The sequence below is a fragment of the Fibrobacter sp. UWH1 genome, assembly GCF_002210365.1.
GTDB lineage: Bacteria > Fibrobacterota > Fibrobacteria > Fibrobacterales > Fibrobacteraceae > Fibrobacter.
Window position 1 is genome coordinate 39,043 of record NZ_MWQG01000002.1, and the last position, 24,939, is coordinate 63,981.

The 24,939-nt window shown below is 51.7% G+C and carries 19 protein-coding genes; 14 read left to right on the top strand and 5 right to left on the bottom strand.

Annotated elements, in window-relative coordinates:
- Positions 1-95 precede the first annotated feature (95 nt).
- From B7992_RS01315 to B7992_RS01345, 7 genes are all read left to right on the top strand, one after another.
- Positions 96-533: a hypothetical protein gene (locus tag B7992_RS01315; RefSeq protein ID WP_088665430.1), complete on the top strand. Its 438-nt coding sequence runs from the start codon at positions 96-98 to the stop codon at positions 531-533.
- A 45-nt stretch (positions 534-578) separates the two neighbouring features.
- Complete coding sequence (locus tag B7992_RS01320) at positions 579-1,610, top strand: NAD-dependent epimerase/dehydratase family protein (RefSeq protein ID WP_254917574.1); 1,032 nt, start codon at positions 579-581, stop codon at positions 1,608-1,610.
- Complete coding sequence (locus tag B7992_RS01325) at positions 1,610-2,437, top strand: glycosyltransferase family 2 protein (RefSeq protein ID WP_073284700.1); 828 nt, start codon at positions 1,610-1,612, stop codon at positions 2,435-2,437. The genes B7992_RS01320 and B7992_RS01325 overlap by 1 nt, the downstream gene beginning before the upstream one ends.
- Before the next feature lie 270 nt (positions 2,438-2,707).
- Positions 2,708-3,619, top strand: a complete 912-nt coding sequence (locus B7992_RS01330) for a MoxR family ATPase (protein ID WP_073233780.1) — start codon at positions 2,708-2,710, stop codon at positions 3,617-3,619.
- Positions 3,620-3,999: 380 nt separating this feature from the next.
- A complete protein-coding gene (locus tag B7992_RS01335) occupies positions 4,000-5,220 on the top strand; it encodes a DUF58 domain-containing protein (protein ID WP_176421815.1) in 1,221 nt (406 codons plus the stop codon).
- The gene (locus B7992_RS01340) at positions 5,217-7,244 is read left to right on the top strand and encodes a transglutaminase domain-containing protein (protein ID WP_088665432.1); all 2,028 of its coding nucleotides are present in this window, start codon (positions 5,217-5,219) and stop codon (positions 7,242-7,244) included. Before B7992_RS01335 ends, B7992_RS01340 begins: the two co-directional genes overlap by 4 nt.
- 54 nt (positions 7,245-7,298) lie before the next feature.
- Positions 7,299-8,453, top strand: coding sequence for a phosphoglycerate mutase family protein (locus tag B7992_RS01345; protein WP_088665433.1), 1,155 nt, complete (start codon positions 7,299-7,301; stop codon positions 8,451-8,453).
- Positions 8,454-8,622: 169 nt separating this feature from the next.
- Here the strand turns inward: B7992_RS01345 and putP are convergent, their stop codons facing one another.
- Positions 8,623-10,164: a sodium/proline symporter PutP gene (gene putP, locus B7992_RS01350; RefSeq protein WP_088658702.1), complete on the bottom strand. Its 1,542-nt coding sequence runs from the start codon at positions 10,162-10,164 to the stop codon at positions 8,623-8,625.
- A gap of 87 nt (positions 10,165-10,251) precedes the next feature.
- On the opposite strand from putP, the gene tsaA reads away from it, so the two are divergent.
- Positions 10,252-10,986 (top strand): tRNA (N6-threonylcarbamoyladenosine(37)-N6)-methyltransferase TrmO, encoded by a 735-nt coding sequence (gene tsaA, locus B7992_RS01355; protein ID WP_073233772.1) that lies wholly within the window; start codon positions 10,252-10,254, stop codon positions 10,984-10,986.
- Positions 10,987-11,004: 18 nt separating this feature from the next.
- Here the strand turns inward: tsaA and B7992_RS01360 are convergent, their stop codons facing one another.
- The gene (locus B7992_RS01360) at positions 11,005-11,322 is read right to left on the bottom strand and encodes a T9SS type A sorting domain-containing protein (RefSeq protein WP_158236587.1); all 318 of its coding nucleotides are present in this window, start codon (positions 11,320-11,322) and stop codon (positions 11,005-11,007) included.
- 236 nt (positions 11,323-11,558) lie between these two features.
- On the opposite strand from B7992_RS01360, the gene B7992_RS01365 reads away from it, so the two are divergent.
- Complete coding sequence (locus B7992_RS01365) at positions 11,559-12,089, top strand: hypothetical protein (RefSeq protein WP_073156622.1); 531 nt, start codon at positions 11,559-11,561, stop codon at positions 12,087-12,089.
- Positions 12,090-12,163: 74 nt separating this feature from the next.
- Here B7992_RS01365 and B7992_RS01370 read toward each other — a convergent pair whose 3' ends face one another.
- The 3 genes from B7992_RS01370 to B7992_RS01380 all read right to left on the bottom strand — a co-directional run bounded on the left by B7992_RS01370 (position 12,164) and on the right by B7992_RS01380 (position 16,608).
- A complete protein-coding gene (locus B7992_RS01370) occupies positions 12,164-14,776 on the bottom strand; it encodes a T9SS type A sorting domain-containing protein (RefSeq protein WP_073233770.1) in 2,613 nt (870 codons plus the stop codon).
- Between the two features lie 160 nt (positions 14,777-14,936).
- Positions 14,937-15,698, bottom strand: a complete 762-nt coding sequence (locus tag B7992_RS01375; RefSeq protein WP_254794857.1) for a hypothetical protein — start codon at positions 15,696-15,698, stop codon at positions 14,937-14,939.
- A gap of 280 nt (positions 15,699-15,978) precedes the next feature.
- Positions 15,979-16,608 (bottom strand): lytic transglycosylase domain-containing protein, encoded by a 630-nt coding sequence (locus B7992_RS01380; RefSeq protein ID WP_073156630.1) that lies wholly within the window; start codon positions 16,606-16,608, stop codon positions 15,979-15,981.
- Positions 16,609-16,905: 297 nt separating this feature from the next.
- On the opposite strand from B7992_RS01380, the gene rpsO reads away from it, so the two are divergent.
- The 5 genes from rpsO (at position 16,906) to B7992_RS01405 (ending at position 24,597) form a co-directional block, all read left to right on the top strand.
- Positions 16,906-17,178 carry a 30S ribosomal protein S15 gene (gene rpsO, locus B7992_RS01385; RefSeq protein WP_073156633.1) on the top strand — a complete coding sequence of 91 codons (273 nt, stop codon included), beginning with the start codon at positions 16,906-16,908 and terminating at the stop codon, positions 17,176-17,178.
- Positions 17,179-17,240: 62 nt separating this feature from the next.
- Positions 17,241-19,472, top strand: a complete 2,232-nt coding sequence (gene pnp / locus B7992_RS01390) for a polyribonucleotide nucleotidyltransferase (protein ID WP_369680972.1) — start codon at positions 17,241-17,243, stop codon at positions 19,470-19,472.
- A gap of 212 nt (positions 19,473-19,684) precedes the next feature.
- Positions 19,685-21,376, top strand: a complete 1,692-nt coding sequence (locus B7992_RS01395; RefSeq protein ID WP_088665435.1) for an HD domain-containing phosphohydrolase — start codon at positions 19,685-19,687, stop codon at positions 21,374-21,376.
- Between the two features lie 133 nt (positions 21,377-21,509).
- Complete coding sequence (gene ispG, locus B7992_RS01400) at positions 21,510-23,249, top strand: (E)-4-hydroxy-3-methylbut-2-enyl-diphosphate synthase (RefSeq protein WP_073284716.1); 1,740 nt, start codon at positions 21,510-21,512, stop codon at positions 23,247-23,249.
- Between the two features lie 181 nt (positions 23,250-23,430).
- Positions 23,431-24,597: a phosphoglycerate dehydrogenase gene (locus B7992_RS01405; RefSeq protein ID WP_073156644.1), complete on the top strand. Its 1,167-nt coding sequence runs from the start codon at positions 23,431-23,433 to the stop codon at positions 24,595-24,597.
- Positions 24,598-24,939: the final 342 nt, after the last annotated feature.

Here is a 24,939-nt window from a genome sequence, read left to right on the forward strand (position 1 = left end):
AATTATAGGACGGTAATATAGCATCTTTTTATGGTATTATAGTTCTTGAAGGCATTCAAATTTTATATATTCCGTTTAGTAATTGGAGGTTTTTTATGAAATTTTCCCGTGTGATTTCCCTGGCCGCTCTGTTTGCTGCATCTTTCGGCTTTGTCGCCTGTGATGATTCCTCTTCTGCTTCTAGCGACGAAAAGGCTGGCTACGACTGCTCCGTTAAAGGAGGCGTAAAGGTCGTCTACCCGGCCGGTGGCGAAAAGTTCAAGATGGGCGAAACCATTACCGTTATTTACGGCTCCGACATTCAGGGAACGGGTTTCCGTTTCGTGTACAAGGTCGACAAGGATGACCTGGGCGACGATATGTTCGAAGAATCCATGGGCCCGGAACATCCGGATGGCAAGACTTGCTACGAACAGAAGGTCGTTCTCGATAGCGATTATTCTGAACCTTCCGATGAAGCTATCATCCGCGTGATTCCTTACGAAAATACCAGTAAGGCCGGTAATTCCGGTACTTTCAAGGTTTCTAAGTAATCCTTGAGAATCCCGCACTTAAATCCTAAAGACAATTCGATCACCGTGGCCATTGTCGGCTGCGGTGGTTTTATTGGTAGTCACCTGCTTAAAGCTTTGCTGCAGCGTACCTGCTGGCGGGTGTTTGCCGTAGACCTTGAATCTTACAGGATCCAGCAGCACTTGGCTGACCCGCGGGTGGAATTCTACTGCGGCGATCTGGCGAACCCTTCCGTGGTGCAGCGCATTGCACAGTTCCCCGTGGTGGTGAACTTGGCTGCCATTTGCGTGCCTAGCCGTTATATGTCCGAGGCGGCAACCGTCATTCGCAGCAATTACGATCACCCGGCCCGCCTGGCCGACGCCTGCGCCAAGAGCGGCTCCTGGCTAATCCATTTTTCTACCTCCGAAATTTATGGAAAGACCGCGGCGGATTCCGGCCTGCTGGAAGAAGATTCTGCAGACCTTGTCTTTGGGTCGGTGGCTGCAAGTCGCTGGAGCTACGCTACCGCAAAACTTCTGGCGGAACGCTATATGGCAGGGCTTACGAACCTGCAATGGACCGTGGTGCGCCCCTTCAACTTTGTGGGCCCCTACATGGATTTTATGCCCGGCGTCGATGGGGAAGGAATCCCCCGGGTGCTGGCGAATTTTTCTACGGCCCTGGTGCGGGGCGAACCCATTAAGCTTGTGAATGGCGGACTTGCCCGACGGACCTTTACCTCGGTTCATGACGCCATTGATTTTATCTTCTGCCTCTTTGAAAATCCTGCGGCTGCAAAGGGCCAGGCCTTTAACGTTGGAAATCCTGGCAACGAAATTTCCATTGCGGAACTGGCACGGATCATGACCGAAATCTATGCCGATGTAAAGCACATTCCCGTAGAAGAAATCCCTGGGGCACAGATTGTGGACGGCGTTGAATACTATGGCGTTGGCTACGAAGATTCCCTCCGCCGCATGCCCAGTGTCGAAAAGGCGGAACGGCTGGTAGGCTTTAAGGCTTCGACACCCTTGCGTGAAGTCTTGCGGGAATCGCTGACCTGGTTTGCGGAACATTACAGCACTTCGGATTGCCTTGAAAAGTTGGCGGAATAATGCCCGCGGAATTCAACACCTTTATTTTTGTGCCGGCCTACAATGTGGAAAAGACCTTGGCCGGTGTGCTGGATAAAATTCCCCAAAGCGTGTGGCGCAAATCCAAGATTCTTGTGATAGATGATGGATCGCAGGACGGGACCCGCAAACAGTTTGATAAATATGTAGAAGGTTTTCGGGAAGGTCCCGCTGAAAAATCGCAGGAAGGGACTGTTGAAAAATCTCGGAACGGTTCCGCCCCCCGCCTCGAATATTTTCGTTTTGAAAAGAACAGCGGCTATGGCGCTGTCGTCAAAAAGGGCTTAAGCGAAGGACTCTCCTCGGGCGCCAAGTTCATCGTCTGCCTTCACGGCGACGGACAGTACCCCGCTGATTTGCTGGACCAGTTTCTAGACCATCTGGAAAATTTCAGAACCGTAGATGGCCACGGTAACGAGTCTGCGCTCGCTCTATTGCAGGGCTCTCGCCACGCAGTGACCGGTGGCGCCAAGGCTGGGAACATGCCCCTGCACAAGAGAATTGGCGGAGCCTTCTTGACCGCCCTAGAAAATCTGGTGTTCCGTCAGAAGCTGACTGATCGCCACAGCGGATTCATTCTTTACTCCGCCGACTTCTTGCGCACCGTGGAACTATCTCGCCTGAGCCCCTCCTTTGACATCGACCTGGAGCTGATTTCCATTGCGGATGCCCGTGGCTTTGCCATAGGTGAACTTCCCATTCCCACTGTTTACGCCGAAGAAAAATCCAACCTGAACGTAGTGACCTACGGCCTTCGCTGTTTAAGACAAATTGCTAGAAGATTTTGCTTTACGTTAAAAGTGAAATAAAAATTCTATACCTATTGCGTTAATAAAAAATCTTTTTTGCATTTTCCTCATACCACATACCACATACCACATACCACATACCACATACCACATACCACATACCTCATACCTCATACCACATACCTCATATCTCATACCTCATATCTCATACCTCATACCTCATACCTCATACCTCATACCTCATAACTGGTATCTGATTCTCGCGCATGAATTCTCATTTATTTTTCCCCTGGTTAGCGCTTTTCTCTCTGACTTACATATATTTAAAGTATGATTAAGTCTTTGATTTCTGCTTTAAATGGGGTGTTGCTGGGGAAGTCCGATACGGTGGAACTTCTAGTGATGGCATTGCTGGCCGATGGCCATGTGCTGATTGAAGATGTGCCGGGTACGGGTAAGACGACTTTGAGTAAGGCCCTGGCGGCGGCTGTGGGGGCGGAATTTTCCCGAATCCAGTTTACGCCGGACTTGTTGCCTGCCGATGTGACGGGTGGCGCGGTTTATAATGCCAAGACCGGTGAATTCGATATTAAGAAGGGTCCGGTTTTTACCCAGGTTTTGCTGGCCGACGAAATTAACCGTGCGTCGCCACGAACTCAGTCTTCGCTTTTGGAAGCCATGGAAGAACGTCAGGTTTCGCTGGAAGGTGAACGCCACAAGTTGCCGGAATTATTCATGGTTCTGGCCACCGAAAATCCGGTGGAATTCCACGGGGTGTTCCCTTTGCCCGAGGCTCAGATGGATCGTTTTATGGTTCGCATTTCTGTAGGTTACCCCACCGAAGAAACGGAGCTTGATATTCTGCGCAGCCATCGTGAAGGTCGGCCTGTAGACAAGGTGGTGGCGGTGACTTCGCCGGTGGATATTCTCGAAGCCCGCAAACAGGTTTTCAAGATTCATATTGATGAGGCGTTGGAACGTTATATCGTTTCTCTTGTGCAGGCGACTCGTAGTGACGGGGGCGTACGTCTGGCGGCAAGTCCTCGCGCTGGTTTGAACTTGGTCCGAATGGCTCAGGCCTGTGCCTTTGTGGCTGGTCGCGATTTCGTGAATCCCGATGATATTCAGCGGGTGTTCTTCCCGGTCATGGAACATCGCGTGTTTGCCAAGGACAGCGCCAATCCAGAAGCCAGCAAGAACATCCTGCAAAGCATCCTGAAAAAAGTTAAAGTACCGAAGTGAGGTTAGTAATGAGTGATGTGCTGCGAGTGATGAGCAGTGTGCTAAAAGTAAGGCGCCTTTGGCGCGACTATAAAAAACTCATAGCTCACAACTGAAAACTCACCGCTGGTAAGGGCGCCTTTGGCGCAACAATGATAACTCATAACTCATATTTGGTTTCTGATATCTTGATTTGCTAGATCCTTCGACTTCGTCGCTTTGCGACTACGCTCAGGATGACACTCTCCCCTTCCTACCACCTACCACCTACCACCTACCACCTACCACCTACCGTCTACCACCTACCACCTACTCCCTACTCCCTACTCCCTACTCCCATGTCTTTCTTCTCCTGGTTTGTTCGTAGTGTTCCTCGTGCGCCTCGGCGGGCGGGTGTTCTGATGCACGCGTTCTACCTGTGGCAGGAATATTTTACTCCGGCGGGGAAGGCGGCTGCCGCATTGATGCCCTTGTCTATGGCGGTGGGCATGGTCCCTGGATTCTGGGCGGCCTGGGTGTTTTGCGGTCTGGATTTCTTGCTGTTCCTGGGAATGATTCTTTCCCTGTTCTGTTCCAGCAAGCTGAATTACGTTTCTATGGAAAATGTGGTGGTGACTCCCGCTTACGAGGGGGAGGTGGCTACCATCTGGGCCGATGTGGGCGTTGGGGGCGAAGATGCCATAAATGCCATCGGTCGTAAACGTTCTTCTAATCTGCTGTTGCGATTGTTTGGTCGCGGAGGCGGATCTGCTGATCGTCTGGATTCGGTGCAGTTGGCATCTTACCGTATGGACCCGAGCTTGACTTGGCTTGAATCCGAGATGGTTCAGATTAATGCCGCTGACGGTTTTAAGAAACTGGAATGCAAAATTCAGACGAAGAACCGCGGCGCTTTTCCGCTGAAAAAGATTGCGGCCAACGTTCCCGAAATCATGGGACTTTTGCAGTGGCCTTTTGAATATCGCGGTTCTGCGGAATTGCTGGTTTATCCGAATCCTATAAAGGTGGGTGAATTCCCGTTCTTAACCTCGGGGGCTAGCGGCATGGTGTTTGCCCCGCTGTTGATGCCTAGCCTAAATCGCGGAATGAATTTTGTGGGCGTCCGCGAGTACCGGGAAGGAGATGCTCTTCGAGACTTGCACCACAAGGCTTTTGCCCGCTACGGCAAGCCCTTTACCAAGGAATTTGAAACGGAACGCGGGGCCGGTGCCATTCTGGTTCTGGATACGGCAGCTCCCTCCTTTGGAGAACGTCAGCATCTGGAATTTGCCATCCGCTTGACGGCGGGAATTGGCCTGTGGCTTCTGGAACGGAACATCCTTGGGCGATTCTTTATTGACGATGAAGAAATTCCGCTGGCTGGTAGTGGTGCCGCCCAAGGGGAACGTCGCAAGAACTTGATGGACGCGCTGGCCCGAATTCCTGCGGCGAACTTGATTTCGGCGAGAAAGCCAGGACCTTGGTCTCCTGCGGCACGGCCCATGGATCCGGTGCTTCGGGTAGGACTGTACGCCAAGGAAGAACCTCTGGTCCACAAGCATATTGTGGTGGGCCGTGATCCATCTTCGGATAAGTGCCTGTTCGTGGAGCCCGCTTCCATAAAGTCGGGGGTGTCGCTGTGAAAAAAGAAATAGTAGACATCCGTTATGTAGCCAAATGCCTGTTCTTGATGACAGCCTCCTTTAGCTTGGGGCATACTTTCGAGGCGACTTGGCTGGGCCTGCTTTTTGCGATTTACTTTGCCGTGACGGGATTCTTGAACGCCACCAGCCGCAAGGAATTTTCCAAGCGCCCCAAGTACAACAAGATTCCTGCCTATGGGGCCATTGTGCCGCTGGCCTTGTATTGGGTGGTGACTCCCGGTGTGGAGAACGGTGTGAACCCCATGATGATTTTCTTGCCGGGATTGTATTTGCTGTTCTTGGCGGCGTTGCAGGAACGCAGTCGCGGTAATGGCGGCTTTGAAGCTTTCGTGGCTTTTGACGGTGTGGCGGCCTTGCTGTTTGGCATGTTCATGGTGCCTAAGGGTTGGGCTGTTGCTGGTATTGTAGGGTTGCTGCTTTGCCTGTTTGCCTACAGCCGACGGGGAACGGCCTGGTACAAGTATCTTTTGTTTGTGCTGCTGGTGGTTGCCTTGGGCGGAATCGCTTTTGGCGGGTGGCGTTATTGGCGGGCGCATCGCTACGAAAAAGGGGCGCGGTGGGCCGAGGATTATTACCAGCGTGAACGGGTCATGGGCTTTGACCAGGTGGCGGCACTGGGAAGTTTTGGCAGCAATTACAACGGCAAGTATAATAGTCAGGTGGTGCTCCGCGTGTGGGATTCGTTGCCTTCCAATTATCTGAAGGCGGCCAGTTACGAAAAGTACGTGGCGGGAATCTGGAAACTTCCTACGGAACAAGTAAAGACTTTGACGCCGGCCTATTACCAGGTGGACTACGCGGTGATGGAAGTGATGGATTCTGTTACTTCGATGGGGGAGACTCCGGCAGGTTCCGCTAACCATGGAGTACGACAGGTTTGGGTACAGTCCTCCGTAAAGAATTTTGGTTTTGTATTTGCTCCCTATGGTGCGGTGGGCTATGCCGCAAAGGACGTGGATTCATTACAGTATTTTGCCGGGGGCATGGTCCGCGGGCTAGATCAGAACGGCAAACGTTCGGACTGGTACTACTTCGTTTGCGATGCTCAGGAGAATGGCGATGCTCAAGGCGTTGGTGGCTCCCAGAGAAATTGCGTCATCCCGGATTCCCTGCTGGCGTACAGCGAAGGGGACCTGCATGTTGGTGCCCGCTATGAAGCGCTTATGGATTCCGTAGTGGCCGAGATGGGACTGGTCCGTAGCGACAGCATTTCCGGTGAAAATTCCGATGCAGAAAATCTTCAGCGTGTTCTGGCTTATTTCAAGAATCATTTTACTTATTCTTTGCAGATTCCGGGACTGGAACGTTGGCGCAGTGGCGGGAATGTGACCCGGGATCCTCTGTCTGTTTTCTGGCATGCCAAGCAGGGCTTCTGTGAATACTACGCTACCTTGGCGGCTCTCGCTTTGCGCCGCGTTGGAATTCCTGCCCGCTATGCTACCGGCTTTGCTCACCCCGAAGTGGTGGAGGGCCGCCCCTATGCGGTGTTCCGTCGTAAGCATGCCCATTCCTGGGTCGAAGTTTTTGTGGATGGTCATTGGGCTATTTTTGACCCCACGCCTCCTATGTTTTCTCCCTTGGGCTCCGAGCCTAGCTGGTTCAGCGTAAAGTGGGAAGGAATCCGCGGTCGCGCCGCCCGCATCATGCATTTCTTAAAGGAAGGTGAATGGAGACGTTCCGTAGACAGCTGGCAGAACTACACCCAGAGCTTTATAGATAGCGGAATCCCTTACCTGCTTCTCGTTTTATTGTCAGCGTTCCTTGTTGCGATCAAAACCCGTGGAGCCCTTAGGGCTCGTCAAAAGCGAATCGTGTCTACGTCGGCCAAGGCGATTCTCTGGGCAAAAAAGTTGGATGCAGCCGAAAAGGAACTGGCTCGTGCAGGCTTCCACCGAGAACCTGGTGAAACGGTGGGCGACTTTTTGAGGCGTGTAGAAGGGCACGAACCTGCCGATGCTGTGGAAATATTGCGGGAATACGAAAGGAATCGCTGGTGTTCGTAGACCCTTTCCTAAAATTTACTTGTCATTTTGGCCCTTTTTGTTAGATTAGAGTCTATGAAAAAACAATTCCTGATTTTGCCTGTCCTGTGCTCATCCCTGTTCTGGGCTTGTGGCGACAGTAGTTCTGCAACAGAACCTTCTAACGATCCTAATCCTCCTGCATCAGAAATCCTTTCTTCCGATTCCGGCATGTCTCCTGAACCGGGTGCGCAGTCTTCGGCCTCTGCCGATCCGTCTGATCCGACTGTTGACCCCACAGTGGATCCGTCTGTAGATCCGTCTAATCCTACTTTGGATCCGTCTCAGCCTGAATCTTCTAGCGGTGTTGAAGGTCCGACGGAGAATCCCAATGCGGACCCCTATGCTGTTGGAACCGATATCGATGAACCCTCTTATGTACCCGAGGGCTGCGAAGTCAAACCTCTTGACAATGGCAAGGGTAACGGCGTCTATTGCCTGGATTCTCTTGGAACGTCCTCTTTTAAGGGAACGCTCTTTGCTGATCCCGATGCCGACGTGGCATACGATCCGGCCAATCCGGACCTGACGACTTTCACTAGTGTAGAAAAGGTGTTCAAGGCCCTGCAGCCCGATGAAAAGGTGGTCTTTGTTCTGCGCCATGCCGAACGTAATTCCAGTTCTGGAAAAACTTCTCACCTGACGGAATTCGGTATTTTCTCTGCTCAGTCCGTGGGCCAGAAAATCGCAAGCGAAGATCCGGCCTACTACGCTCATTCTGAATATGTCCGTACCCGCGAAACGTTGGAGAATATCGCCAAGGGTCGTGGTGAAACTGGATTCAACCACGATGCTTATGGCGTGTTGAATGGTGGCTGGTTCATCAAGAATGACTCCGCTTTCAATGCTTATGCAGCCTTGTCTACCGATGGAAACTATGTGGCTACAACGGACTGGGCTTTCAATGGCGGTTATGAAGATGCCTTCTATGACCTGGACTCTCGTGCCAAGCAGTTCATTGATGAATTCCTGGTGGGCGTGATTTCCAAGAAGGCTCGTGTAAGCGTGGTGAATACCCACGACATGTTCCTGGCTCCTTTGACAATTTATGCCTCTGGCCGTCAGATTGACCTTAGATACTACGAAAATCGCAGCTGGATTACTTACCTGGCCGGTATTGCCGTGGTGATCGGTGCCGATGGTTCTGTAAAGGTTCTTCCTGTGAAGGGTCTGGAATCTGGAACGACTTAGTTCTGTTAATCTAGAACGTTAGACTATAAAAAAAGAAACCCGGACTTAAAAAGTCTGGGTTTCTTTTTGCTGAAGATTAAATTGAATTCTGCAAATCTTCATTCCGATTTTTTCGGAATCTCACGACATGAGAAATCCATATCTCATATCGTGTATCTGATATCTAATCTTACAGCTTCATATCGCTCAAGCGGGTGTGTTCCACCTGGTCGAATTCGTCCTGGATTTCCTTGGAGGGGGCCTTGGTCAAAAGGCTTACCACGATGATGGTAACCATGCTGAATACAAAGCCCGGAACCAGTTCGTAAATCTGGAAGATTTCACCGCTGAGGCCGGAGAGGTAGAACTTCCAGACGAAAGTGGTGATGCCACCAACCAGCATACCGGCAACGGCTGCGGGCAGGGTGGTGCGCTTCCAGAAGAGGGCCAACAGAACCAGCGGACCGAAGGTTGCACCGAAGCCACCCCAGGCGAAGCTGACCAGACTCATGACCACGTCAAGGAAGCTCTTGCCTTCCTTAGCGGCACCAGCGGAAGGTGCGCCCTGGAGTGCCACGAGAACAGCGATAATAGCGATAACGGCAACCACAACGCGGCTCACCCACATCAGTTCCTTGTTGGAGGCGTTCTTGCGGAAGAGGTGCTTGTACATGTCGTTACTGAAAGCGGAAGCAGAAACCAGGAGCTGGGAGTCTGCGGTACTCATGATAGCGGCGAGAATGGCGGCCATGAGGATAGAGGCGATAGCCGGATGGCAGAGGGCCTGGCAGAGGACCATGAAGATTCTTTCAGGGTCCTGGACAGTGAGACCGTTAGCGCTTACATAATAGCGGCCAAGGAGACCGATCATGATCACAGCACCGAGGCAGATGATGACCCAAGTCATGGCGATGCGGCGAGAATGCTTGATTTCTTCAGCGTTCTTGATGGACATGAAACGGACCAGGATGTGGGGCATACCGAAGTAGCCGAGACCCCAGGCCAGGCTGGAAATCAGGGAGATGAAACCGATGGCCTTGCCGGTAGAGGCGTTGGTGAAGAGGCTCATGAGGTAGGGATTCTGTACGTTCACTGCATCCATGGTTGCAGCGAAGCCGCCACCGGAAACGCAGATGATGGTGGGAATCACCAGCACGGCAATGAGCATCATGGAAGCCTGGATGAAGTCGGTCCAGCAAACAGCGAAGAAGCCGCCCATGAAGGTGTAGCTAACAACCACGACGGCACCGATGATCAGGCCGGTGGTGTAGTCAAGACCGAAGATGGTGCCGAAGAGCTTTGCGGAAGCCACGAAGCCGGAAACGGTGTAGAACAGGAAGAATGCCAGGATGAAGAAGGATGCGATCACGCGGATGATGCCCTTCTTGTCGCGGAAACGGTTAGAGAGGAAGTCGGGGAGGGTAATGGAGTCGCCGCAGAAGTGAGAGTACTTGCGGAGACGGCGGCCAACGATCTTCCAGTTGAAATAGGTACCGATCACGAGACCGATGCCGATCCATGCTTCGGAGAAACCGCTGAGGTAGATGGCGCCGGGGAGACCCATGAGCATCCAGCCACTCATATCGGAAGCCTGGGCGGACATAGCCACCACCCACTTGTTCATGCCACGATCGCCCAGGTAGTAGGCGTTGAGGCTATTTGCCTTGCGAGAGAAGTAGGCACCGATGCCTAGCATCATCAACAAGTAAAGAATAAAGACGACTACGGTCATTTGTTCCTCTTCTATGTTGCGGCGAAAAAACATTCGCCTGAGTTAAATCATCGGTGGGGCAAGATAGAAATTTTTATATATGGCTCTGTGAACCCAGACTGCGAAACCCCATCTCATTTCCCCTTTAAGGTCATTGCCAGAATCCGGAGTGACTTTCCCGATAAGTTCGGCATTCCCCGCCAGAGTGGATTGCTAAAGGAATTGCGTTCCTCCATTCGCTTTGAACCTGAGTTTCGAGTGGCCGACGCCTTGCGCGGTCTCGAGGGTTTTAGCCACCTGTGGGTCCTCTGGATTTTTTCAGAAAATGTAAGGGTGGGCGAGAACGGCGAAAATCGCTGGAGCCCTACGGTGCGCCCGCCCCGCCTCGGAGGCAACAAGCGTCTGGGAGTTTTTGCCACCCGCAGCAGTTTCCGCCCTAATCCCGTGGCCATGAGCTGCGTAAAAATCGAGGAAATCCGCCTGAACGTGGTTGACGGGGATTATTGCGGCCCCGAAATTATCGTTAGCGGCGCCGACATGATGGATGGAACTCCCATTGTAGACATCAAGCCCTATTTGCCTTATGCCGATTCCGTGCCCGATGCACTGGGCGGCTTTGCGGAACCCCTCCGCGAAAAAAGCCTGAAGGTGGAATTCTCCGTGGACCTTGGGGAGTTTCCGGCAGAAAAATTGGATACCCTCCGCGAAATTCTGGCTGAGGATCCCCGCCCGGCTTACCAGAAGGATGCCGACCGAGTTTACGGCTTTAAGTTTGCTGGCTTTGAAGTCAAATTTAAAGTCCAGGACGAAGTGCTTTCGGTCCTGGACTTGATTAAGATTTAGTATAGAGTCGGGTTTAGACTATCTAACATTGATAATGGAACTGCGGTCGGTTCCGTTTGCCCTGATATTGATCACGTAGCGGCCTGAGGGGAGATTCTGGCTGCATGCCTTGGTAGCTTCGAAGTAGGTGGTGTTCTTACCTAAGGTTAGAACTTCCTTGCCCAACATGGAATAAACCTTGACGCTTGCCTGGTAATTCTTTTCGGCGTGGGTGAGGCTAGGGCTCCCCATATTAGAATCACCCAGCAAGTTGACCTGGAAGTTTGTGCTTGGGGCTGCTTCACTGAGCGACATCAGTGAAGTAGCCAAAACTGCTGCTGTCAGATATCTCTTCATTCTACTATAACTCCACTCGTCTGCTGTTGTTAAGTCGCAGACCTCTCCAAACACGGGCCAAAAATAGCTATTCCTGACCTGTCTGTACATATAAATGGGGGGATTTCTGTTGTTCTTTTTTACAACATTATGCTTTTTTGCGTAAAAAAGCCATTGTCTTTTGGTAAAATAAAATCAATAAAAAAAAATGTTCGCCACTTTTTCTTATATTCAACCACAAATAACAGAGGTTTTATATGAAAAAGTTTTCTTTGATCGCCCTGGCTGGCGTTTGCTCCCTGGGTCTCCTGTCTGCCTGTAGCGATGATAGCACTCCGGATCCGACCCGTGCAGAACTTTGCGCTAACGGCATTTCCGATGACTGCCTGAATGGTGCATGGAACGCCAATGGTATGGCCAACAAGGCTTCTGGTGAAATGCATTCCATGTTCAATTACACCGCAGCTCCGGGCACGCTGACTTTCGACAAGAATACTCATGAATTCCAGTTTGACGCTCCTGCCCTGGCAGCAGACATTGCTACCGCAGACTGCAATCCTGTTTACGGCGAATGGTCTGTTGCCGCTGGCGTCTTGCACATGAGGTCTTTTACCAACACCATGTGCATGGGACCCAAGACTGTTGAATTGGCCGCCACTGTCGCTCTTGACGAAACCGGTACCCTCGTGACCTTGAATCTGGGTCAGCTGTACTTTATGTACAATTTGACCGATGAAATGGCTATCAAGAACTCCTACACTGAATCTTTCAGTGCTCTCGCCAAGTAATTTTCCCAAAAAATTGCATAAGAAAGGCCCCCGGTTCTAAAAACCGAGGGCTTTCTTTTCTTGCTCCTTAAAGCTTACTTGACCAGGATGGCCTTGGAAAGCAGATTGTTTCCGTTGGCGTTGGTCAATCGGGCGATGTACTTACCCATGGGAATTCTGTTCAGGCTGACGTTTGCATTGCCGCCAACTTGCTGAGAAAGGACAATCTTTCCGTTTGCGGAATACAGCTTGAGAACGGCTCCCTCGGGGGCTGCGATCTGGAGGCTGCGTCCTTGCTGGTTCATGCTGGCGGAACGTCCGATGTTGATGATTCTGGGGTTGTTCATGACAATGTTGGTTCCTTCCGGTGCGCCAACAATCAGGCCACGGCCAACGGTACTCATATACACCACGCCGTAGTTGTTCATGTCGCCCTGGACGAACTTGCCGTTACCCGGACCACCGAACTGATGCATGTCATCGTTGATGCGTTCGAAAGTCTTGCACTTGTCGGTACTGCGGTAGAGGCCGACGGTGGAGTACTTGTATTCCTTGCCGCCCCATTGGCCTTCGCCTACATATTCCCTGGTGCCGCCCCAGATGTAGATGGTTTCGTAGTCGGCGCCTTCTTTTGCCTTACCGATACCTACTGCAACGGCGGTACCTACGATGTCGCAATCATTCCAGGTCTTGCCACCGTCTTCGGTATAGCTGAGACCGTTATGAGTGTAACCGTCTTTCTGCCAGATCTGATTCTGGTCGCGAGCCACCCAGATGTGGCCTTCTCTGCCGGGAACGGTACGGATGGGGTTACCATCGCCAGAGAAGTTTTCGTTGGTCTTGAGAGATGTTACCTGCTTGAAGGTTTCGCCGGCGTCATTGGAAACGATCACTTCTCCGTTATCGCCGATGACGTAGAATACCTTCGGGTTCACGGGGTCAGAAGCCATACGGCCGTTGCCGCTACCGGTCTTTACTTCTTTCCATGTCTTGCCGTTGTCAACGGAGCGATAGAAGCTGGATCCGTTTTCCGGCTTGTGCATGATGACCTTGCCGTCTGCGGAGAGAGTCAGGTGGCCCTTACGCATGTTCTCCATGGTGCTTGTGGTGTCCATGGGCATCTCGTCCCAGGTTTTGCCCAAGTCGTCGGAACGGTACATCTTCTTGTAGCTCTTGGAATCGTACTGGCCGTAGACCGTTACGATACCGGTACGCATCAAGGTGCCGGTGAGGGCTGCGTAGCCGATGCTTTCGGTAGAACCTACGATGGGGAAGTGGCGCTTGACGGGTGCGTTAATGTCGGTGTAGACTCCACCATCATAGTCGCCGATGGCCGTAACCAGGGGACCGCCCGGAATGCTGACAATATCCAGGGGAACGGTTTCTTCTACGCCCTTGGATTCAAACTTCCAGACAGGAACCTTGGCGGTGATGTCGTCGGTAGTGAAAATACCGTTACCGCTGGTGACCCAGACCTTCTTGTTGTTGAACGGGTCAAATTCCAGGGAGCCTGCCCAGTGGATGGCATTACCCGGAATCCAGTCGGTACCGTTGGCGTCGATATTGGGTACGTCGCCGTAATGCTGACCATGGACCCAGTTCTTGCCGCCGTCTGTGGTAACGTAAATGCGGTCGCCGTAGTTATCCTTTTCGTCCTTGGTTACGTGACGGCCGGTGTACTTGCCCAGGGTAGAAACTACAATGTGATTCTTGTCCTTGGGGTCGATGGCGATGCCGCCGTAGGAACTTTCGTTCTTCTTGTGCTGAACGGTGCCGCCTTCGTCTTCTTCATCATCATACGGGGTGATGTCGGTCCAGGTGCCGGACTTGAGATTCAGCTTCATCACGGCGCCGCCGCTAATGTTATGGGGGCCGGGGCCATCGGCGTAGGTGATGTACATATCGCCATCTACGATCTTGGCGCGGTGGGGCATGTACTTGGAGGGGCCGCCTTCGATAGTCTTCCAGGTCTTACCGCCATCCTTAGAAACTTGCAGATTGTCCTTGGTGTCGGAAATACCGATGTAAATGGTGGCGGTGCTGCCGTCGGCTAGCTTGCCCTGGGATTCGTCGAACATGACGAAGGCGACACCATTTACGCCGCTCAGGCTGTTTCCCGAGGCGCTAGAAATAGCCACCTTGTAGAGGCTGCTCCAGGTTTTACCATAGTCTTCACTCTTGTAAACGCCTGCAGTACGGCTACCGCAAAGAATAATGTTGGGCATGTTGGGGTCTACGGCCAGCTTTTCGCCAGTTTGGCGGCCCATGCCGTTACCGTGGGCGAGAATACCTTCGCCTTCCTTGTTGCCTACATAAGTGGTGTCCCAGGTGGTACCGTAGTCTTCGGAGCGGAGCACGGCAGTGCGTCCCCAGCTAAAATAGCCGGTACCTGCCAAAACGTAAATGCGCTTGGGATCGGTGGGGTCCAGGGCGAAAGATTCGGTGCCGTAAAGACCCTTGTCTTCTTCGCTGAACTGGTCCATAAGAGGAATCCAGTAGGACTTGGTTGCATCCCAGCGGTAGATGCCGCCCACGTCGGTACGGGCGTAAATCAAATCTTTCTGATAGGGGCTGGGGAGGATGGCGCTCATGAATCCGCCACCATCGAAACGGACGTTACCCCAGTCGTAAGCTTCAGCGTTGGACTGTGTTACACCGGTGGCAACAATGGCTGCCATAATGCCAATCGCCTTGATTTTTCCAAACATATATTCTCCAGATTTCACCAGCGGCACCCTAAATTGTATGAAGTGCCAAATTACCATTATATAAGATATTTCCACATAGCGAAAAAGGACGCCTTTGGGGCGTCCTTGTTGTTAAAAACGTTTATTTAATCACAACAGCTTGGAATATGCCTATGGGGAACTATTCCTGGGGGTTGTTGTAGTTACAGGCGTTCCTTCGTTTCAGTTCATTGTTCAGGGGAACGTAAATCACGCTGAAGATAATGTAGCCGCTAAGCAGTACCAGCCAATGGTTTAGGCCCAGGCGGGTCTCGATAAAGTGCATCTCCAGGAACATAAAGGGGCCTGCAATCAGGAACAGGGGCAGCTGACGGCACTGGTCACCCAATGAAAAACGGCTTTCGTAGCTGACGATGGAGTTCATCATGGGGAAGCTGGTGCAGAATCCGCCCATGAGTCGCTTGATGAACATGAGGCCACTGACCACGCCGGCAATGGCGGGGGCCTTGATGTAGATGGGCAGGGGTGTCTTGTAGCGGACACCGGCCTTGTATTTTTGCTTCTGGAACATGATGAGGCCAACGATAAAGTCGAAGGCACAGACCCCTACGAAAAAGGCTTCGTTGTCGGGGATGCGGGGCATAAGGAAGGTGCCCATGGCCACGAAACAGGCTAGGCCTATAATGATGGACAGCACGATAGGCACTTTAGCCTTGTAATGGAGGATGCGGACGATGTTCGCATACAGCATGCACATGAATCCGGAAATGGCGTTTGCGGCCCCGATGGGGAGGCCCACGGCGATGTAGGCGAAACCGAAGGGGATGGGAATGGTGGCCGTAACCGCCTTCAGCTGCGGGTCCTTCAGGTAAGCACTCAAGGTTCCAAGCGCAGTCACCATGGCTACCAGCAGGTAGTCGTAGAAGGAAAAGTGAAAATTCAAGGACTCGAACATTTGCGGCCAAAGATAGCAATTGAAAATGAGGTTCGCTACGCTAGAGGTTTCAGGTCGGTTGCTTCGCAACCTAGAGGGGGGGATAGTGAACAGTGGGGACTGTCCCTCTGAACATCCGCAAACTGTCATTCTGAACTTGTTTCAGAATCCCGTGAACGCACAAGATCCTGAGATTCCTCAGGGTGACGTCAGGTCCCTTTGGCGCGATTATCTAACTCATTGCTCAAGGCTCATAGCTCATCGCTGAAAGGAGCCGTAGGCGACCACCTCATACCTCGTCGCGGGAGATTTTTCGGTAGTTGGTCTTTACTTTTTTCACGTAATTAAAGGTCTCGTACTGCATGGTTATCAGGCGTAAAAATTCAAAATACCTGAATGCCTTGTACAGTTCCGCCTGCCTGTATCCGCCATTGTAGTGGGCCAACATCAGGTTTATATCGCCCTTGTACTCGCTGCGGAGCATCGACAGGAACTTTACGCCAATCTGGATATTGTCTTTCGGGTTCAACAAACTGTACTTGGAAAGCTTCAACTTTTGAGCGACATTTTTCCCGGTGGTTGGCATGATCTGCATAAGACCCAAAGCCCCGACGCGACTTTTGGCGTTGACCTTGAACCTGCTTTCCTGAGCGATAATGGCTGCCACCAACTTGTAATCCATATCATACTGTTTTGAGTAGGTCAGGATGTATCCGGCAAAACGATCCACGTCGGCAACGCTCAAATTTCGGTTCACCGAAACGATGAACTTCTTTAGCTTTTCAGGGGAATCTTTCTTGTTGAAGAAGGTGAGAACTTCCTTACTGTTTGCGATTTCGTCAAGATAATCTTCCACCGCAGGGAGTACGCCCCCGCACAAGAATACAATCGCAAAAATGACCAGTAAAACCTTCTTCAAAATTTATCTAAACCCTTCGCCAACAATGATAGAAAAAACAGTTGTCTTAATTATGAATTACGAAATATGAATTACGAGTTTTTAAAATCAGTCGCAAACACCCCTTTTGGCCCCTTTTTTCCCTCTTTTCTCTCGTTTCCCGTCTTTCGTCTCTCTTCTTTTTACCTATATTATTCCTCAACGTCATTTCACCTTGGTATTCCCGACCAGTTAATTCCACTGGGAGTTCAAGTAGAATACTCGGGTGCAAACGTGTAAATAAGTAAAACAAACAAACCAAAAGGAACAGGTAGTAAAATGGCTACTATTACTAAAGAAAAGGCTGCAGAAATCACCGCTAAGTTTGGCGCAAACGAAAAGGACACCGGTAACGTCCGCGTTCAGATCGCTCTCCTGACTGAAAAGATCAAGAACCTCACCGAACACGCCAAGCAGCACAAGAAGGACCACCACTCTCTGCGCGGTCTGTCTATGATGGTTGCAAAGCGCAAGACTCTCCTCAAGTACTACGGCGAAAAGGACATTGTCGCTCAGCGTGCTCTTATCAAGGAATTGGGTCTCCGCGGCTAATTTCTGTGGACTGGAGATAATCTATGTCTATTGATGCTTACAAAGAAAAGTACGGCAAGATGCTGGACCCGAAGGAAGTGTCTGTAACACTTCCCGATGGTCGTGTCATCTCTTTCGAAACCGGCCGTATTGCCAAGCAGGCTCGTGGCGCTGCTGTTGCCAAGATGGGCGACGCATTCGTTCTGTCCACTGTCTGCTACGGCGAAGAAAAGGAAGGTGACTTCTTTCCCCTGACGGTTGAATACCGCGAAAAGGCCTACGCTGCTGGTCGCCTCCCGGGTGGCTATTCCAAGCGTGAAGCTGGTCGTCCGTCTGACGAAGAAACCCTCTCTGCTCGTATTATCGACCGACCGATCCGCCCCATGTTCCCGGAAAACTTCACTCGTGAAGTCCAGGTCATCGTGCAGGTCATGTCTGCCGACAAGAAGTTCGCTCCCGACGTTCTCGGCGTGAGCGCTGCTTCTCTCTCCATTGGTCTCTCTGACCTCCCGTTCGAACAGCAGGTTGCTGCAGTTCGCGTGGCCGTCGTTGACGGTCAGAACGTTGTGATGCCCACTTATGATCAGATTGCATGCGCCGATCTGGACATGGTGGTCGCCGGTACCGAAGACTCCGTCTGCATGGTGGAAGGTGGCGCTTATGAAGTGTCCGAAGACACCATGATCAACGCTATCCTCGCCGGTCACGAAGTCATCAAGCAGCTTTGCATTGCTCAGCAGAAGCTTGTTGACCAGTGCGGTAAGATGCCGAAGATGATCCTCGCTCCGAAGGATCTTGGCGAAGCTCACGAAAAGCTGCTCACCACCGTTAAGGAAGTTGTGAATGACGAACTCCAGAAGGACGTTCATTCCAACATGGTCAAGACCGACTTCTATCCTGCTATGGCAGACCTCTGCAAGCGTATGACTGAAGATCCGCGTATCCTCGCTATCATTGGCGAAGGCGACGCTCAGGACGCAGCTCTCCTTGCTGATGCCAAGGCAATCTTCGGCGATCTGGAACGCACCGCAATGCGCGAAATGATCCTGAACGAACACGTCCGCTTGGACGGCCGTACCACTACCGAAATCCGCCCCATCGAAATCGATATGGGCGTTCTCCCCAGCGCTCATGGCTCTGCCATCTTCCAGCGCGGTGAAACTCAGGGTTTCGTTGTATGTACTCTCGGCACCAAGGCTGACGAACAACGTTATGAAAGCCTTCAGGGCGAAGGCGCAAAGAGCTACATGCTGCATTACAACTTCCCGCCGTACAGCGTGGGTGAATGCAAGCGTCTCGGCACCAGCCGCCGCGAAATCGGTCACGGCCACCTCGCCGAACGTTCTCTGGCTGCAGTTCTTCCGCTGCCCGAAGACTTCCCGTACACCATCCGCGTGGTTTCCGAAATTCAGGAATCCAACGGTTCTTCTTCCATGGCTTCCGTTTGCGGTGGCTGCTTGAGCTTGATGGACGCTGGCGTTCCTATCAAGGCTCCGGTTGCTGGTATCGCAATGGGCCTCATCTCCGAAAAGGGTTCCGTGAAGGAAGGCGGCAAGATCGAAATCTTGTCCGACATTACCGGCACTGAAGACCACCTCGGCGATATGGACTTCAAGGTGACTGGTACCGCTGAAGGTATCACTGCCTTCCAGATGGATATCAAGATCCGTGGTATCACTCCGGAACTGATGCGTCAGGCATTGGAACAGGCCAAGCAGGGCCGTCTCCACATCCTCGGCCGCATGGCTGAACTTGGCCTCGCCGCACCTCGTCCGAAGGTTTCCGAAAAGGCTCCTACCATGATCAAGATGAAGGTGCCCACCAACAAGATCCGTGACGTTATCGGCTCTGGTGGCTCCGTCATTAAGGGCATGCAGGCTCAGACTGGCTGCACCATCAACATCGACGACAACGGTAACGTTGACATCGCTGCTCCGACTGGTAAGGCTGCTGCAGTTTGCCGCCGCATGATCGAAGAACTCACTGCAGAACCGGAACCGGGCCGCAAGTACAAGGGCAAGGTTAAGACGATCCAGCCGTTCGGCGCATTCGTCGAAATCCTCCCGGGTCGCGATGGCCTCGTGCACATCTCCGAACTTGCTGACCACCGCGTCGACAAGGTTGAAGACGTCGTTCACGTCGGTGACGAAGTTGAAGTTCTCTGCCTCGGTGTTGACCCGAAGGGTAAGGTGAAGCTTTCCATGAAGGCTCTGCTCCCCCCGAAGGCTGAAGCCCCGGCCGCTGAAGCTGCTCCCGCAGCCGCTCCTGAAGCACCCGCTAGCGCTGCTGCAGAAGCGACCGCAACCGAAGCCTAATCGAAGTACTTCGACAGAGTTCCTAGAACTTTAAAAAGCCTGGCTGCGAAAGCAGTCGGGCTTTTTTTGGTTAGCGGTAATTGTTTGCTAAATCACATATTGCAAGTTTTTTGTATGCGTTTGGGGCCCCTTTGGGGGTCTTTGTTTGCGATTAGTTCTAAAGTTGATTATCTTTAAGAGAGACCGCCTGGCCAATTGTAGGGTTTTTGTGTATGATTATTACGTGTTTGTTGGTTTTGTGTATTATTGCCGCCTTGAATGTGGTGGCGATTTGGCATCTGAATCCAAAGTTTAGTGGCAATTATTCGTTCATTAGCTTTTTGGTATTGGTGTCCTGCATGGGGCACTTGATGCTTGGCTTGTCTACCAACGTGGATGAAGCCATTGTGGCCAACAAGTTCAACTATGCGGGTTCCGTATTTCTGCCCCTGTTCATGTTCTATGCCGTCGCCGATGTCTGCCGGGTTAAAATCCACAAGTTCGTGCGCACGATCCTGAATGCCTATACGATGTTAATATTCGGCCTGTCGTGTACGGTAGGTTTCAGCGATATTTATTACACCTCCATTGAGTATGTCCAGACATTCGAAGGGGTGGGTAACTATGTGGCGACTTATGGCTTTGGCCATGATTTGTTCAACCTGATGATTTTTGGGTTCCTGATCGCCAACGTAAGCATTCTTATCTATGCCTTTGCCAAGAAGAAGAACGTTTCCTTTAAGTGCCTTGTGGCCATGTCCCTTATCGATATTGTTACGATTTTGGCGTTCTTCTCTTCGCGCCTTTGGGAAATCGATACCTTGATCATGCCTGCGGTCTATGTGTTTGACCAGCTGGCGCTGATATACATTTGCTTCCGTGTAAAGAGTTATGACATCGGGCATAGCGTTCTATCTGTTCTTGAAAAAAACAATACGGATGGGTATATTCTGGTGTCTTCGTCATACCGTTTTTTGGGATGCAACGAGATTGCCTACGAGATCATTCCTGCCTTAAAAAATTGCCGCGTAGACCACTTGCTGCCTTCGGGTTCTGCTGCCATCGATTTCCTGAGATTGTGGGTGAGGGAAGTGCGGGACGGGGATTATCTGGATACCAAGGAATACCTGTCTAGCGTTCGTCATTATCGCTGTTATGTTCGCAAGGTCAACGTGTTCCGTGATCGTTATGTGAACCTGTTCAAGATTGTGGACGATACGGATTTGCACAACTATGTGCAGATGCTTGGCGACAGCAATACCCGATTGAAGACTGTGGTGAAGAGTAACGCCAACCAGTTGAAGTCTATCCAGGAACAGATGATTGTGGGCATGGCCAACATGGTTGAAAGCCGTGATAGCAATACGGGCGGTCATATCAAGCGTACCAGCAAGGTGGTGTCTATCCTTGTTGATGAACTGCGTAAGGATCGACAGCGCAAGTATGAAGATACCTTCTACGACGCTCTGGTCAGTGCCGCACCTATGCACGACTTGGGCAAGATTGCCATTAACGATGAAATTCTGAGAAAACCTGGAAAGTTCACTCCCGAGGAATTCGAGGAGATGAAAACTCACCCTGAAAAGGGTGCTGCCATTGTCGAGAATCTCCTTTCACAGATCGAGGTTCCTGCTTTCGTGAACATCGCCAGGAACGTGGCCTGTTTCCATCACGAACGTTATGACGGAAGGGGCTACCCCAGGGGCCTGAGTGGCGAGAATATCCCGTTTGAAGCCCGTGTGATGGCTGTGGCCGATGTATACGACGCCCTGGTCAGTAAGCGTTGCTATAAGGAAAAATTCTCTTTCGAGGATGCCTTTGATATTATCGCCAAGGGCATGGGTTCCCAGTTCGATCCGTCGCTGTGGAAGTGCTTCTATAACTGTCGTGAAAAGCTGGAAGAGTACTACAAATCTTCTACATAAGTAATTTGGAATGTGCCGATAATTGCTGATTTTCCTAAATGGCGCTTTAACAAGCGCATTTAGTGCTTCTCGGTTATGTCAAAAGCGAAAACGCTTTTGCCGCGACGCTCGACTTTTCCTAAATTGCTTATATATGACAAAGTTTTCTGAATTTCCGTATGTTGCTGACCGCTTTAACGCAGTCCGTAGAGAAACTGTACAGGTTCGTGTTGGTGATGCATTGATTGGGGGCGGTGCCCCCATTTTAGTTCAGTCCATGACTACCACCAAGCCCAAGGACGTTGAAAAGACCGTCCAGGAAACCTTGGATCTTGCCAAGGTTGGCTGTGGCCTGGTTCGTATTACCGCTCCCACTCTGGCCGATGCCCAGGGTCTGGAAGAAGTCATGAAGCGCATTCGTGCTGCTGGTTGCAAGGTGCCGGTTTCTGCCGACATCCACTTCCAGCCCAAGGCTGCTTTCGAAGCTCTCAAGTGGGTTGAAAAGGTCCGTATCAATCCGGGTAATTTCGTTGATACCGGCATCCTGACTTTGGAAAATCAGACTGACGCCATGTTCGAAGAAGGCAAGGAGAAGGTGGCTGAACAGTTCACTCCCTTCGTCCAGGAAGCAAAGCGTCTGGGCCGCGTGATCCGCATTGGCGTGAACCACGGTTCCCTTTCTGCCCGTATGATTTACCGCTATGGCGACACCGTGGAAGGCATGGTGGAATCCGTCATGGAATACCTGGCTGTTTGCGAAGCCGAACATTTTGACCAGGTGGTCCTGAGCCTGAAGTCCAGCAATCCTCGCGTGGCTATTTCTGCCTACCGTATGCTGGCTGCCCGTATCAAGCAGGAAAACTACAAGCCGTACCCCTTCCATGTGGGCGTTACCGAAGCTGGCGCCGGTGCCGATGGCCGCATGAAGTCTGCCGCAGGTATTGGAGCCCTCTTGATGGACGGTCTTGCCGATACCATCCGCGTCTCCCTGACAGAAGATCCTGTGGCCGAAGTCCCCGTTGCCCAGGAACTGATCAAGGCTTGCGCCTTGCCCGCAGTTCCGGTAAGCTACGATGTGCCTATTCTCGAAAAGGATCCGTACCACTACGCTCGTCGCGAAACCAAGCCCGTTGTTCTTAACGGTGTGGAAATCGGTGGCGCTCAGCCGGTCAAGGTCGGTGTTCGTTCCGATGCTGCCAGCCTGACTTCTGAAGGTCGCGGTCCTGAATTTGCCGTGGCCAGCCTGGCCGACAAGCCTGTTGTGGCTTTTGACGATCCCATGGATATTGCTGGCTTTGCCGCCAATCCTATTTCTGTTCCGGAAGGTTCCGTGTTCTGCTATACTGGCGATAACATGGTTTCTGGTGTTCGCGCCCTGGTTTCTGCAATGGAAGCCGCTGGCCGCAAGGATCCCATCTTGCTCTATGCCAACATCGGTAGCTCCGAGAAGGATATGCTCCGTGCTTCTGCCGACATCGGTAGCCTGGTCACTGATGGTATCGGTGACGCTGTTGTTATCGAAGGTTTCAAGAGCCCCAAGGAATCTGTGGAACTGGCTTTCGATATTTTGCAGGCTGCCTACTGCCGTCGCAGCAAGACCAACTTCATTAGCTGCCCCAGCTGTGGCCGTACTTTGTACAACATCCAGGAAGTGATGGGTAAGATAAAGGCCCGCTTTGGTCATCTGAAGGATCTGTCTATCGGCATTATGGGCTGTATCGTGAATGGCCCGGGTGAAATGGCAGACGCTGACTTTGGTTACGTGGGTGGCGGTCCTGGCCGTATCACCCTGTTCGAAGGAAAGACCGCAGTCAAGAAGAACATTCCCGAAGAAGATGCCATCGAAGAATTGGTAGCTCTCATCAAGGAACGTGGCCGCTGGGTAGAACCATAGGTATGGGCGGTGAGGTCGTCTTTCTTCGAAAGACTTTGAGGACGGGCCTACGGCCCTTGAGCAAAATAAAGGCGGCAAATCCGCGAAACTCAAGCCTCAGAGCGCGAAGCGCGACCTCGCACCTCAAAGCACCATAGGTGCGACCTCGAGAATTTTTAACATAAACTACAAGGAATAAATCATGGCAACTATTAAGACTATGAACAACATCTCCAAGAAGGGCCTCAGCCTGTTTGGAGCTTACTATCAGGTTTCTGATACCGTCGAAAATCCGGACGCAATTCTTGTCCGTTCTGCTCAGGTTGATACTGATCAGTTTGACGGCCTCCTGGCTGTGGCTCGTGCCGGTGCTGGTGTTAACAACATCACTATCGACAAGGCTTCCGCTAAGGGTGTCTGCGTGTTCAATACTCCGGGTGCAAATGCAAACGCTGTTGCTGAACTCGTGATGACCGTTCTCGGTATGGCTGTTCGTAATGTTGCACAGGCTGCAAACTGGGTCAAGGCTCTGGACATCAATGATCCGGATATGGCCAAGACTGTTGAAAGCGGCAAGAAGAAGTTCGCTGGTTCTGAACTGGCTGGCAAGACCCTCGGTGTTATCGGCCTCGGTAAGATCGGCGTTCTCGTTGCTAACTATGCTCGTTGGAAGAACATGCGCGTGATCGCATACGAACCGTATCCCAACGCACTGAACATGCACGAACTTTCCAACAAGGTTGAAATTGCCGATCTCGACACCGTGATCGCAAATTCTGACTTCCTCACCGTTCACGTTCCGTTCATCAAGGGCGTTACCGAAAACCTCCTGAACCGCAAGAACCTGGCTAACTTCAAGGGTACTCATATCCTGAACTTCGCCCGTAACGGTCTGGTTGAAATGGACCCCATCTACGAAATGCTGGACAACGGTACTCTCCAGGGTTACCTCAGCGACTTCCCGGATGCAAAGCAGATTCAGCACGACAAGATCCAGTGCTTCCCGCACCTGGGCGCTTCTACCGAAGAAGCTGAAGAAAACTGCGCAGTCATGGCTGTTGAAGAACTGAAGGACTACATCGAATTCGGTTGCGTCCGTAACTCCGTTAACTTCCCGGCTCTCATGGACAAGCCCCACATGGGCATCAAGACCCGCGTTGTGGTGATTAACGAAGACGTTCCCAACATGATCGCTGAAATCACCAAGGTTGTGGGTGCTGAAGGCATCAACATTGCCTCCTTCTCCAACAAGAGCAACGGCAAGATCGGTTACAACCTGATCGACATCGAAAGCTCCATTGATGATTCCATCAAGGACAAACTGGCTCAGCTGCCCAAGGTCATCAAGGTTCGCGTGATCCATTTCTAATAGGCAAAGAGGTCGGTCGGCTTCGCCTTCCTTTGAGGTATGAGGTCGACCTTGCAAAAAAGGCCAGGTGAAAACCTGGCTTTTTTTAGTTATGAGATATGAGTTGTGAGTTATGAGATATCTAGTTCAAAGGAGCCGAAGGCTCCGCCCTCGTACCTGTCGCCTGAAGCCTGTCGCCTCATACCTCTACTTAAACTGTATGGTTGCCTTTTTGTCGGTGACCTTTATAGAAACCTTTGCTCCCAGGTATAGCGGCCAGTTGGCGGTGTCGTGGCCAGAGCTGATGCCGTAAAGCTTGCATGGCGTCTGCGCGTTCGTCCAGAGTTCCCGAGTAGCGTCCTT

Excerpts from the sequence above, each read along its gene's own strand:
- putP (WP_088658702.1), bottom strand. The coding sequence starts at position 10,164 with ATGACCGTAGTCGTCTTTATTCTTTACTTGTTGATGATGCTAGGCATC.
- B7992_RS01330 (WP_073233780.1), top strand. The coding sequence starts at position 2,708 with ATGATTAAGTCTTTGATTTCTGCTTTAAATGGGGTGTTGCTGGGGAAG.
- B7992_RS01345 (WP_088665433.1), top strand. The coding sequence starts at position 7,299 with ATGAAAAAACAATTCCTGATTTTGCCTGTCCTGTGCTCATCCCTGTTC.
- B7992_RS01395 (WP_088665435.1), top strand. The coding sequence starts at position 19,685 with ATGATTATTACGTGTTTGTTGGTTTTGTGTATTATTGCCGCCTTGAAT.
- B7992_RS01315 (WP_088665430.1), top strand. The coding sequence starts at position 96 with ATGAAATTTTCCCGTGTGATTTCCCTGGCCGCTCTGTTTGCTGCATCT.
- B7992_RS01365 (WP_073156622.1), top strand. The coding sequence starts at position 11,559 with ATGAAAAAGTTTTCTTTGATCGCCCTGGCTGGCGTTTGCTCCCTGGGT.
- B7992_RS01405 (WP_073156644.1), top strand. The coding sequence starts at position 23,431 with ATGGCAACTATTAAGACTATGAACAACATCTCCAAGAAGGGCCTCAGC.
- rpsO (WP_073156633.1), top strand. The coding sequence starts at position 16,906 with ATGGCTACTATTACTAAAGAAAAGGCTGCAGAAATCACCGCTAAGTTT.
- B7992_RS01335 (WP_176421815.1), top strand. The coding sequence starts at position 4,000 with ATGCACGCGTTCTACCTGTGGCAGGAATATTTTACTCCGGCGGGGAAG.
- ispG (WP_073284716.1), top strand. The coding sequence starts at position 21,510 with ATGACAAAGTTTTCTGAATTTCCGTATGTTGCTGACCGCTTTAACGCA.
- B7992_RS01360 (WP_158236587.1), bottom strand. The coding sequence starts at position 11,322 with ATGAAGAGATATCTGACAGCAGCAGTTTTGGCTACTTCACTGATGTCG.
- B7992_RS01370 (WP_073233770.1), bottom strand. The coding sequence starts at position 14,776 with ATGTTTGGAAAAATCAAGGCGATTGGCATTATGGCAGCCATTGTTGCC.
- B7992_RS01325 (WP_073284700.1), top strand. The coding sequence starts at position 1,610 with ATGCCCGCGGAATTCAACACCTTTATTTTTGTGCCGGCCTACAATGTG.